We start from the raw sequence: 11,936 nt of genomic DNA, 5'->3' as shown, positions 1-11,936 counted from the left end.
ACGGCTAAACAACAACAACTTTTAGATTCAATGCAAGCTGTTACTCAAGCTGAACAACTGAAAATGGCTAGTGAGCAAATTACCGCTAACCAGCGTCTTTCTCAAGCTCCTATTAATCAAGCTTCTACTATGAGTGGCGTTTTTCTCATTCCTTTAAGTAGTAATGATTAATTATTTTTTTGACTGATGACTGAGAAAACAATAACTGATTTTAACTGTGAGGTTTTGTATGATGATCCAACCCATTTTATTACAAGCAAATAACTCTTTTGGAGCTAATTCAGGTATTAATATTCTTAGTAGTGCTGATGCTTTAATGCGAGCTAATGCTACTGCTTGGAATGCACTCTGGGATGATGCTGTTAGTTCAAATTCTTTTTTATGGGAAGGTTTAATTGGTATTGGCAATATTTTTATTGTCATTGGTATTATTTGGACAGCCTATAAAAAATCGAATGAGATTTTTAATGAAGCCAAATATGATATGAGGGCGATTATTCAGATGGTCATTCCTTTTTTCTTTATTGGCATTCTAATGTTAAATAAAGGCATTTTTCTAGCTAACAGTATTCGATTGGTTCGGACAGTTAGCTACCATCAAATAAGCCGATTGTATCAACAGCAAGTGGCAGGAATTAGTTTACAAGATGCGGTTAATTCTTTAGCGCAAACTCAAGCAGCTAATACTCGTACTCAACAAATTTTTGCTGATTGTGTGGGAAAAAGTGGTCAAGCTTTACAAGATTGTATGTCTTCTCCTGATAAGGTTAATGCCCTTCAACAAGTGATGGCAGGTAGTAGTAATGCTTTACCAGGTAATGTTGCTAGTTTATTGTGTGGTTTAATTTCTGTTTGTGGAATTATTCAGAATACGGGTTCGGTCATCCAAGGGGTTACGCAAGGATTGAGTCCTTCTCAAATCATGCAAAATATGTTTATTTCTCCTTTTATTTCCATTGCTCAATCTATTTTACAAGCTTTGCAATGGGCTGTGGTTAATTCTCTTGAACTGGCATTATTACTTACTGCTTTATTTGCTCCCATTGCTGTTGGATTATCCGCTTTACCTATTGCGGGTCGAATGTTTTGGACGTGGGCTAGTGGATTTTTGGCTATTTTGGCTATTAATTTGGGCTACAGCATTTTGACCGGACTTATGGCGATTACCGTTGTCTCTATGACTTCAGCTTCAGGTATACTGCCGGCGTTTCGGGTATTCCTCAAACTATTTCTGATTTAGCTTTTACTTTTGCGGCGATTGTTTCTCCTTATTAGCAGGAGGTGTCGGAACTTTTGGCGGAATTAGTCTCTATCAAGGTATTTCTCGCGCTGCCAATGATGTTGCTAAAGGCATTACTAATGCCGTTGTGAATGTGGTTAAAGTCGTTCCTGCCTAAGTAGTTTGTAGTTTTTTCACAACACTTTTCAATTAATTTACTTCTAATTTACTACTTCAATTTTGAGACTCATGTTAGCTAACAATAATTACACGGAAGACCCTTTGATTTCTGGAGAAATCACTGAAACGTCAACTTCTCAATCGGCAAAATATGTAGGTAATGAAACCCCATTAACTAGCTCTTTTTTTATTATTTGTGCTATTGCTGGTGTTTTGGCTATAGCTAATTTGATTTTAATTTATTCACTTTTGAGAGCTAATTCTAAACCAACAACTTTTGTTCAACTTAATGATGGAACTGCCATTCAAGCCGTTGAATCTGATGTGTTTGTTCGTCACGAAGAAGTCATTAAAGAAACTACTCGGACTTTTTTAACCATGCTCTGGCAATGGGATAATACCCTTCCTGGTTCTAATGAAGAAGACCCTGGTTTTCAATTTGCTTTTGATAACCAACAATATACTATTCCTTCTACGGTTTACTGGGCTTCTCAGTTAATTGAAGGCAGTATAAGTACCGCTTTATTGTCTGAGATTGTTCAACAAATCCCTCAGAATATCTTTGAAACTGGAGAAAGTGATCTTCATGTTCAATTTTTATCAACTCCACGCAAAGTAGGACGAGATTTATACGAAATTGATGTCATTGCTACTCATTCTTTACGCATTCAAGGTCAACTCGATAAAAAAACTATCTTAAAAAAGACCTTTGTTTGGCAAGCTGTTTTGCCTTATCTTCCTCTAACTCAAGATGACACAACTTCTGCTATGCGTCGCTTGCTCATGAACTTACAACAATCGGGATTAGTATTAGTTGAAGCTAAGCCATACAATCCTTAAATCTAGTTAACGAAGAGTGATTTTTTAGAAAATTATGAAAGTTGAAACCTTAACCATAGACGATGATTTTTTTGCTCCAGAGCCTGATTCTTCTACTTCAAATCAAGAAGCGTCAAATCAAGGAGCTAATAATAACTTATCTCAACTAACTGAATCCAATGAGGCTCTTGATAATGAAGATAATGAAGCTGATGAAATCTCATTAGTTTCACGATTATCAAGTTCTAATAATAATGAATTAGATGATGAATTATTAGAACCGAATTATGAAGATGAACCTTTAGAATTAGAGGTTGACCCTAACAATCAACCTGGCAATAATGTTCTTTTGAGAATTTTACTTGTTATTTTAGGCACTGGAGTTGTTGCTTTAATTATTGCCTTAGTTCTGATGCTGTTTAATGGGTCTAATAATTCATTTAATGCCAATCAATCTGAATCAACAGAAACCGAAGAACCTTTAGATCCTCTTGCTTTAGCACAACTTGAGTCTGAGAAAAAAACGGCTCAGTTAATTTTATTAGGGGATGAACCAGTAGAACCCTCTGTCTCTTCAGTTGTTCAAAACGAACAACCTCAGACTACGAGTCAACCTGCTCAACCTACTCAACCTATTCAACCCACTCCATCCCCTAATTCTTCTCCTCCCCCTTCTACGGTTAGACAAGTTTCTCGTCCTCCTACTCCCACTCAACCCCCTAACGCTTCTTCTTCCCCTTCTAGAGTTAGACAGGTTTCTCGTCCTCCTACTCCTACTTCACCCCCTAACAATGCCACAACTCCCAATTCTCAACCCAAACAGTTACCATCACGGGAAACTTTAGCTAAAAGAGGTTGGAGTGGCTTTGCTCCATCTGAGCAACAACAAGACCAGCAAGAATTAGCTAATTCTAATCCAGTCATTGCTAATAGTAATGTTAGTAACTCCCCTAACCTCCTTAATCAACCCCCTTCAAAAATTCCTGTTATTCGTATTTCCTTAAACAACAAGTCTCAAACTATACCTAATCCGAGTAATTGGAGTTATTATGCTCAGAAAAAAGAGCCATTTCTTGTTAGTTTAAATCCTGAAACGAATAATAGTGAACAACCGATTAAACTTCTTTCTGGTAATTCCCCTCAAAATTCTTTACCTACTTATAAAAATCAAAAAACTGTCTCATCAACATCAACATCAACATCACCATCCCCTTCACCAACACCTTCATCTTTGACTTCTCAGTTAACCAGTCATAGATCACCGACTATCTTTCCTGTAGGAACACAACTCAAAGCTAGATTAGAAACCCCCATTATTTGGACGAATGAGATGAAAGATAATCCTCGTCCTTTTACGTTGACACTGACTCAACCTCTTGTCGATCAATCAGGAAAAATTGTTTTACCTTTGGGGACTTCTTTTTCAGGAAAAGTCACTAATGTTACGACTAATGGCATGGTCATTGCTGAAATTATTACTTTTTCTTATCAGACCCAACAACAATGGCAAACCATTGAAATTCCTTCTAGTACCCTGTTAGTTCTCGGAAACAATACTCAACCTCTGATGGCTAATGTTCTTAACGATCCTGGGGGTAATATTGCCACTCAAGATGCTTTTTTAGGGGCGTTAGGTGCAGCCCAAGCTGGATTCAATCGAGTTAATACTCCTGATACTCAAACTCAAATTAATACGAATAGTTTTGGGTTTAATTCTACTACCACTACTAATCAACAGGGAAATTTAATGACGGGTTTAGCTGAAGGGTTATTCTCTACTCTTAAAGGCCGACTCGAACAACGTGCCGAAAAAGCCACTAATGAATATGCGAATCAACAACCTATTTATGTTGTTAATAACGGCACAGAGGTCACTATTTTAGTTAACGCTATTTTGGAGATTAATTAATCATGTTTACTAGATATTCTTTTGGGGTTTTTCTATCAGTTTTGCTGGTTACTTCTAGTTCTAGTCCTTCACAAGCCGTTGATATTCCTACTAATCGCTTAGAATCAAATCCCCTTACTCTTAAAGTGGTTCCAGGTAAAGCCACTACTTTGCATTTTGACAATGGTGAAGTCATTGAGCATTTTGTCGTTAGCGATGATAGTCAACTAATCTACAATACTAATCAACCCCCAGGACAAGCGACTACATTTATTTTGCGTCAAACTGAGGAAATACAAACTCCTGGGGCTACCACGACCAGTGAACCGAATATTATTATCAATACTCGTTCTTCTAATGGGGACACAAATGTTTATCAGGTGGTGGTTCAGTTTGCCAAAATAGTTCCTGACTCTGAATTACTATGGCGAGTTATTCCTCCGAGTTATTCTCCAACAGAACAAACTGTTGATACTGCTCTAGGACAAGCTAACCTTAAACATCTTCAACTTGGCTTAGCCCATCTGCTTTCTACTGGTCAACTTAATAATGACGATGAGATTACTAAGCAACTTCGCACTTTATTTGTCAAAGCCAAATTCATGACCCTCGATGAAGCTGCTCATCAAGCTAATGTTCCTCTTCAAGTTCTTAATAAACTCGGAGAAATTGGCTTAAAAGCCCAAAGTGAGAAATTAAATTTTTTGGTTCCTTTGGTGCGTCAGGGGGTTCCTTCTATCAAAATCGGCGAACCTGTTGATTCTTCTGATTCTTCTGATTCTTCTGATTTAAGCCCACAAAAGGAGGAATAAGGTAGAAAAATGGATTTTTTAGCCACTCCTGAAGCACAAATGATTTTGGGCATGACTATTTTATTCACCCTGATGTTGTGGGGAGGGAGTAATTCTAAACGAAGACTCACGATTGCCAGTTGGGCCAGCCCCGATGTTATTGCTAAAGGGACTCAAGTTGGTATTCATCAATTACGCAACCCACAAGTTAAATCCGTTTGTCTTGTTATTGGAAAGTTCCAACTTCCCTCATTCGAGCGTACACCCGATTGGCAGCGTCCATTTCTTAATTGGGGATTTAGTTTTTTTATTTCCCTTCAAATCCTTATTACTAAATCTCCCCCTGCTATTCTTGTTCCTACTTGCAACCCTTTAATCGAGGTGGTGGGAAAATCTGGTTCTGGCAAAACCTTTTCCGTTATTAACCCCATGCTCCTCTCGGCCATTAAACAAGGTCATCCTATTGTTTTATATGATGCCAAAGCGGACGAACGTGGAGCCGATGGTCAAACTCCTTTTATTCTTACTTATGCTAAGTCTCAAGGTTACGATGTCAAGGTTTTTTCTCCTGGCAGACCTTTTAGTTGTACTATTAATCCCTTAGATTTCATGCGAGATTGCAATGATAAGGCTATGGCTAGTGTCATTGCCAAAACCTTTCAAGAAAATCTTAGAGGAAATGGAGATAAGAAAGATGGTTTCTTTGGCCCGGCTGGTGAACGGCTGATGACTGCCCTTCTTCAATATGCTAAGTTTACTCAAGAATGGGCGATCTCTACACAAAATCATAAAAATGCCACAGACCTTGAAAAGCAAATGGCTTCTGGCATTGCTCACTATCAAACCGCCGACTTAGCCACTGCTTTTAAGTTTCTTGGCTTATCTGATTTTCCTAAACGCTTAGCTACTGCCAAAGAAAATAGTAGCCCTTATCTTCCTTATTGGGTACGCCAACCTTTTCAGCAAATTATCTCTGTCAAAGATGCTGCTCCTACTTCTGGGGGCATCATCGGACAAGCTAACGATCTTCTTGAAGAACTTCAACAACCTCATTTTCTTCCTAGTTACACTGGCAAGACTAATGTGAATTTGATGTTAGGACGTAAACAATTACTGGTTTTTCAGAGCGATCGCCAACGTCGTAACGTAGTCAATCCCCTCATTGCTGCGATTATGACCATTTTAGTTAACCTTAATTTCGCCACCAAACGAGATTGTCCTTTAATTCTTTCTATTGATGAATTTCCTACTCTGACGTTAAATGAAGTTCCTAATTGGGCTAATGAATTACGTTCAAAAGGTTTAGTTTTAATCTTAGGCTATCAAGAATTTAATCAACTTGAAAAAGCTTATGGTAGAGAAAATTCAGAGATTATTAGAGGACCGGCTAACCATCGTTTTTGGTTTAATCCTGGCACTCAAAAAACCGCTAAAGAATTATCTGATTTTTTAGGACAAACCGAAACTATCGTTAAAAATAAGTCTCGTAGTCGTAACTTTGGTATGAATGGAGGCGGTTCTCAAAGTACCAGTGAACAAGTGATGCAATTACCTCTTATGAGTGCTGATGAAATTAATAGCATGATTCAAGGGGAGTGTATTTATATTGGCACTGAATATCGTGAAACTCTAACTGACCCTAGAGACAAAAAACGTAAAAGTCGTATTCGCCCTTGGCATTTAACCAAAATTCCTCTCCCTAAATCTTATTTTTCTCTTGAAAAACAATGCGAGAGTTTATATGATAAAAAAGTCTATCCTTGGTTATGTCAACAAGCTCAAAAACGACAATATAAATCTTCGATTAATCTCAATAAATCTTCTAGACAAACACAATCAGATGATCCGACTATTTCTCTTCAAGCTGCTATGAGTTTTCGGGAAGATTTAGCTAATTTCTTCTTGCCGAAAGTCTCTCAAGAAGAATCTTCTAATAACCCTATCCCTGACTTAAATGACTTGTTTTAAATTATGTTAATTCCTCGTCAAGCTCAAACTTCAACTAATGATTTTTTATCTTATCTTGGTACTGAGCCTTTAACAATTTATCACCAAGATGAGTTAAAATATGGTCAATTTAAAGGAGAGACTGTTAATAATTTGACTCCTGAAAATCTTTCAGGTATTTTACAAAGCATTGAGCAAAATCAGACTGATAATCAGACTGATTGGGAAATTAGACAAGGCTCTAATTTATTATTAAGTAATAATTATAATCAATTACAATTAGCTGTCGGAACTAATCGATTACAATTAGGGGTTAAGCAAAATGAGTTAACTTTAGGTGATGCTCTTATTGGTCATTGGTTAATCGAAGATGAATTAAATAAAAGGTTTGATTCTAATCAAGAGTCTTTTGATTTTCTTCCTTTTTATTTAACCCTTAGAAAATCAATGGCTAATTTGTCAAATTCAACTATTAATGTTAATCAAGAGTTGACTAATCCCCTATCTTCTCAACCGTCTTTAGTTACTTCACCGTCAACTTATAATCAGTCTAAGATAACATCTAATTCTAATTCTTCTAATGAAGATATTTTCTTTCCTCTTTCTTTTTCAGATAATCAGTTGAATCTTGAAGGTTCAGAAGATAAAAAATCCATAAACTCTCTTCACTCTAATCAGTCTAATCCTTTTCAGAATCCAGCTTTTTTACATCACTTATTTTCTCAATTACATCAACGTAAAAAGCTACGTTATCATCAAGGCAAGGCTATTTTGACTATTAATAATAGTGAAACTTTAGTGGCTCAATTAAATGAACAGAATCAATGGGAATATGTTTCAGGGACTTTAAGCCAGACTTCCCTTAATGAACTTCAATATGAGCTTAATTCTTCTCAATCTATTCGTTATCCTCCTTCTTCTCAATCCTCTAATTTTACTTTATAATTTCTCACTAATAACATTATCATTATGTCTCAACAACAAACGAATCAAGCCGTCATCCAACTTCAAAATAATGCCGTGTTAATCCGGCAATCCGAGAAAATTAATGAAAAATATGATGAAATCCTTAACTCAATTGATGCTAAAACGGCTCAACAATTTGCTGCTATTCCTGCTCGATTTGAGTCTGATACTACTAATTTAGACCCTCAAGGAAATTTATTCAAGGATTTTAACAAATCTCATCAAGAGAAAGTATCACAAACCGAATCCTTTAGAAGTGAAGTAATAGAAACAGTTGAAAAGGAGGAAAAGAAAGGTAAAGGGTGGTTTCAATCTTTTAAAGACTCTCTTTCTTCTGAATCAATTCAGAATAAATTACAAGGCTTTAAAGATAATCTTGCTGCTAAAACTGTTAATTTAGGAAAGAAAATTTCTTCTCTTCCTGAAGAAATAGCAACTAAAGCTGTTATGAAAACGGCTTTAGATAAGATTAAAGAAGGGCGTTTACTTTCCCCTAATGAGTCTCAGCAAGTAGATCCTGTAACTGGAGCCTTTGAAACTTATCAAGTGGGGGATTATCAAGTCATTGCTACCAGTGAAACCACTTTTTCTTTACTTAATAATCAAGGTGATTTTTTAATAGATTTTCGGGCTGATGAGTCTTTAGAAAATCCTTCACTCGTGTCTAAATCTTCTGAGGTAGATGCTAGTCAAATCCTTAAAGAGATCAAAGATAAACCAGTTGAACTGAATCAAGAGCAGTCCCAAAAACGGAATAATTTAATTCAAGAAGTTTCTCAACAAATGCAAACTTTACCGAAAGGTAGGTCTGTAGGAGAAAATGATCAATATATTGTTCGAGCTTATCAAGGTGAAAAATATCTAGATGATGGTTTTGGACATCAAATAACCAATGATGATATTAACTCATTATCTTATGCAGACTTAGATTCTCTTTCTCAAACATTTGAGCAAGAACATCAACAACTTCAAGCAGAAACAGCTATGCCTGTTTTTACCAAAATCTTAAAATCCCATGAATCTTATGAAGTCAATAGCAACGAGTCTAATCTTAAATATAATCCCGACGATCAAACCATGACTTTTACCTCATCTCAAGGTCATACTCTAAAAGCTCGTAGTTTAGGTCAAGGCCAATGGGAGCATATAGAAGGTAAATTACCTTCTGAAACGATCGCCCAACTTAAAAATAATTTAGAGCCTCAGCTTGACAGTTATTTTGAACGCAAAGCACAAAAAGACCAAACTCGTGAAGTTTTACAAACTTTAGGCTGATTTTTCTAAAATTTTTTGTTAGACTTTAATCTATACATTCAATACATTTGAACTATTCAAAATTGAGGAGAAAATTATGACTTCTATCGTCACCCCTTCGACACAAGTTCCGAACCACATTAAAGAATTTGTCGATAGTCTTAAACCTCAAAGCGATGCTGTCACACTCGCAGAGCGAGATCGCATTCGACATACTCTCTATCAATACCCTGATGTTGTCGAGAAATTAATAGAGGATTTAAAAACTCCTTTACCTGACGAAATTCCTAATGAAGTAAAAAATTATTGTAATGATAAACTTCAGCAGTGGTTTATTTTTCAACCCCAATATTCTCGTTATTTTGTTGAGAAAGTACCTAATTTTGAAAAAATACCTTCTAAAGAACAAGTTTTTCTTCACTCTTATTTTGACGGAATTTTAGCTATGTTTGAATTTAATGGCGTATCTTTGATTAATCGTGTTACTCCCGAAAACACTGACAAAATCCAAAAAATATTAAAGGTTTAAGTTTCAGCAGTTCCCCTAAAATAAGGGGAACTTTTTATGTTCTTTTTAAAAAATATTATGTTTAAACATTTATTATTTCCTTCGCTCGTTATAAGTTTATTAAGCTTAAAAATTCCTTCAGTTGCTACTACTATTGATTGTGGTTCAACTCCATCTGAACTTCAAACTAAACTAAGTTTTGCTTGTTTTGGAACCATTGAACAAGATGGGTCTATTCCTGCTGATTACAATAGTGATATCGGTTATGACATTTCTCGTCAATGGCAAGCAGGATATCATGTTACTCAAGTCTTAAAATTAGGGGATTTAGCTGAAAGCTTTTCACCTCAAACTTTAACCATTTCCAACATGATTAATAGTGGTGGTGGGGATATTAATTCAGTTTCAATCAAAGAATTTCCTCTCATTCATCAACAGTCTTTATCTGATTTGATTCAGTCTATTCCTAGCTTAAAAAATACTAAAGTTAAGCATTTTCCTGGTTTAGATTCTTATGGAGGAAACCAACGTCTTTCACAGCTTATAAAAAGGCATTCTTCTCTTAAAAATCTTACATTAGAACAGTTAGGAATTGGTGATTTTTCTTTATCTTCTATTCCAGGTTTAGCTCAAGCTCAGTTAAATCAATTTCCAGGGTGGGGGAATCAATATTTATCCAATCTTCCTTATTTTTCTACTATTCCCCTTGCTCAAATGCCCAATGCTTGGGTAGCTAATAATCCTGTTATTGCTCGTATTGATGCTTTGCGATCGCGTGAAGGACAACAAGACAGAACCCTTAGTGGTTCCTACAAAGAAGGGTTTAATGTCCCTTGTTATTCAGATTGTGATTATGTTGAGTTAGATGATATTGAAAATCAGGGGGCTAGTGTCTCATTACCCGTAGAAGGAATCAGATGGATTTCGGGTAAGAAGCAGAAAGTTAGTGGAGGGGAAGGATGTTTAGCTTGGATCAATAATGGTCAAGAGCCTACCGGTATTCATCCCTTCGGACCGGCTTTTAAGGTTGTGCTATGGGATGTTAATGAGCAAACAGGGAACATAACCACTAAATTGTTTTTCCGCTTTAGAGCTAGTTGTGGTTTCTTTGGTAGTGGTGCTACTCCCTACTTCATCGGCCCCGTTAGTTGGATGAACCATAAAACTAATGATTTTGTCGTTGCTGGTTTTCAAGGACAGACTTTCAATAGTAGTAGTGCTACTAGCACCACCCCGAATACTACTAACGTTGGCAGTGGGAATAATCAGCCTATTACTACTGGCAGTAGTAATGGGAGTGTTAATGGCAATGGTAATAATAATAATAATGTAACTGCCACAAATTCTAATCTCCCCTCAATTGACTCCACTCAGATTACCCAAAGTTCCCAAACTTCTAGTTATACCGATATTAATCTCAACCCTATTAATCAAGATATAAGCTGGTCATCTTGGCAATTTTCTCAGGTGCTACCGGCTAATTCCTACACAGCATCTACTAATTATCTTTGCCATCAGGAAAACTGTGGTTACTCTATAGGAATGTTTAATTTAAGTTCTAGTGATCCCTTTGTCATGGCTGCTGTGGGCAAGACCAATGCTGGAGATGCTTGGTTAAATCAGGTTAATAATGGTGCGACTCCTACCACTGCCCAAATTAATGAGTTTTTTCCAAAAACCCTACAGCAAGAAGTTTTTGAAACTAAAATAGAGGCGATCGCATCTAATGTCGAGGAGCAAATCGACCCACTGACTCACAAACCTTTTGTCAATGGACGTAAAGTACAAAGAATAGCTCAAGTTTATTATGGTGGGGAAGCTGCTTTGATTGATGGTGATATTCCCATTGGTTTAGGGGATGATTCTCTATTACAAGCTTCTCGGAATTCCGTTGAACTTTATCTCAGTCGAAGTTGATCATGTCTAATCCTTTATCTAATTATCCTTCTCGTCGAACTATATTTTTTGATTTTCTTGCTCTTGTTGCGTTCCTCTTTTTTGGTCTTGATGCTATTATCTTTTTGACTCACGCTCAATTACCTATTTTAGCTATTATCGCTAGGTTCAGTCTGGGATATCCCCTTACTCATACTTTATTATCGATTCAGTTTTATTTACTTCTTGTTATTTTAATTTTTACTATTTTAATTAGCTGGAGTTTAATTGTTAAACAACTTGTTTTAGGTTGGCAAGGGACTTCTTTAGTTAAAAAAGTTATGCCTTATGGTCAGTTAAGGCTTTTATTTTTATCTATTTTTATTGGCTTAATTATCTTTTTTTATCTTAATGCTGTTACTCCTTTTATGTTTTTATGGGTTGTTTATTTAACCCTATCTTTATTTTTAGCCATTCCCTTCGCTTTAG

Annotated in this window: 10 protein-coding genes; all 10 read left to right on the top strand. The window is 36.2% G+C overall.

Annotated features, from left to right (window positions below; translation table 11 throughout):
• Positions 1-229: 229 nt before the first annotated feature.
• Positions 230-1,240: a hypothetical protein gene (locus CY0110_RS28200; protein WP_008278725.1), complete on the top strand. Its 1,011-nt coding sequence runs from the start codon at positions 230-232 to the stop codon at positions 1,238-1,240.
• 228 nt (positions 1,241-1,468) lie between these two features.
• Positions 1,469-2,239, top strand: coding sequence for a hypothetical protein (locus tag CY0110_RS26450; RefSeq protein ID WP_008278724.1), 771 nt, complete (start codon positions 1,469-1,471; stop codon positions 2,237-2,239).
• Between the two features lie 34 nt (positions 2,240-2,273).
• Entirely contained in the window at positions 2,274-4,127 is a 1,854-nt protein-coding gene (locus tag CY0110_RS26445; RefSeq protein ID WP_008278723.1) for a TrbI/VirB10 family protein, read from the top strand.
• A gap of 2 nt (positions 4,128-4,129) precedes the next feature.
• Positions 4,130-4,918, top strand: a complete 789-nt coding sequence (locus CY0110_RS26440) for a hypothetical protein (RefSeq protein ID WP_008278722.1) — start codon at positions 4,130-4,132, stop codon at positions 4,916-4,918.
• A 9-nt stretch (positions 4,919-4,927) separates the two neighbouring features.
• Positions 4,928-6,865 carry a type IV secretory system conjugative DNA transfer family protein gene (locus tag CY0110_RS26435; RefSeq protein ID WP_008278721.1) on the top strand — a complete coding sequence of 646 codons (1,938 nt, stop codon included), beginning with the start codon at positions 4,928-4,930 and terminating at the stop codon, positions 6,863-6,865.
• A gap of 3 nt (positions 6,866-6,868) precedes the next feature.
• Positions 6,869-7,789 carry a hypothetical protein gene (locus CY0110_RS26430; protein WP_008278720.1) on the top strand — a complete coding sequence of 307 codons (921 nt, stop codon included), beginning with the start codon at positions 6,869-6,871 and terminating at the stop codon, positions 7,787-7,789.
• A gap of 24 nt (positions 7,790-7,813) precedes the next feature.
• On the top strand, positions 7,814-9,085 hold the full coding sequence (locus CY0110_RS26425) for a hypothetical protein (protein WP_008278719.1): 1,272 nt from the start codon (positions 7,814-7,816) through the stop codon (positions 9,083-9,085).
• Positions 9,086-9,161: 76 nt separating this feature from the next.
• Positions 9,162-9,593, top strand: coding sequence for a hypothetical protein (locus tag CY0110_RS26420; RefSeq protein ID WP_008278718.1), 432 nt, complete (start codon positions 9,162-9,164; stop codon positions 9,591-9,593).
• A gap of 57 nt (positions 9,594-9,650) precedes the next feature.
• Positions 9,651-11,489 carry a hypothetical protein gene (locus tag CY0110_RS26415; RefSeq protein WP_157464665.1) on the top strand — a complete coding sequence of 613 codons (1,839 nt, stop codon included), beginning with the start codon at positions 9,651-9,653 and terminating at the stop codon, positions 11,487-11,489.
• Positions 11,490-11,491: 2 nt separating this feature from the next.
• Positions 11,492-11,936, top strand: a 445-nt coding sequence (locus tag CY0110_RS26410; RefSeq protein WP_008278716.1) for a hypothetical protein, incomplete at its 3' end; no start/stop codon positions are given.

This window comes from Crocosphaera chwakensis CCY0110, assembly GCF_000169335.1.
In the GTDB taxonomy this organism is placed as follows: domain Bacteria; phylum Cyanobacteriota; class Cyanobacteriia; order Cyanobacteriales; family Microcystaceae; genus Crocosphaera; species Crocosphaera chwakensis.
The sequence above is the reverse complement of the archived record's forward strand: the minus strand, read 5'-3'. Positions and strand labels throughout refer to the sequence as shown.

Bases quoted from the DNA above. Each gene is read 5' to 3' on its own strand.
- CY0110_RS26440 (WP_008278722.1), top strand. From the start codon at position 4,130: ATGTTTACTAGATATTCTTTTGGGGTTTTTCTATCAGTTTTGCTGGTT.
- CY0110_RS26420 (WP_008278718.1), top strand. From the start codon at position 9,162: ATGACTTCTATCGTCACCCCTTCGACACAAGTTCCGAACCACATTAAA.
- CY0110_RS26415 (WP_157464665.1), top strand. From the start codon at position 9,651: ATGTTTAAACATTTATTATTTCCTTCGCTCGTTATAAGTTTATTAAGC.
- CY0110_RS26430 (WP_008278720.1), top strand. From the start codon at position 6,869: ATGTTAATTCCTCGTCAAGCTCAAACTTCAACTAATGATTTTTTATCT.
- CY0110_RS26450 (WP_008278724.1), top strand. From the start codon at position 1,469: ATGTTAGCTAACAATAATTACACGGAAGACCCTTTGATTTCTGGAGAA.
- CY0110_RS26445 (WP_008278723.1), top strand. From the start codon at position 2,274: ATGAAAGTTGAAACCTTAACCATAGACGATGATTTTTTTGCTCCAGAG.
- CY0110_RS28200 (WP_008278725.1), top strand. From the start codon at position 230: ATGATGATCCAACCCATTTTATTACAAGCAAATAACTCTTTTGGAGCT.
- CY0110_RS26435 (WP_008278721.1), top strand. From the start codon at position 4,928: ATGGATTTTTTAGCCACTCCTGAAGCACAAATGATTTTGGGCATGACT.
- CY0110_RS26425 (WP_008278719.1), top strand. From the start codon at position 7,814: ATGTCTCAACAACAAACGAATCAAGCCGTCATCCAACTTCAAAATAAT.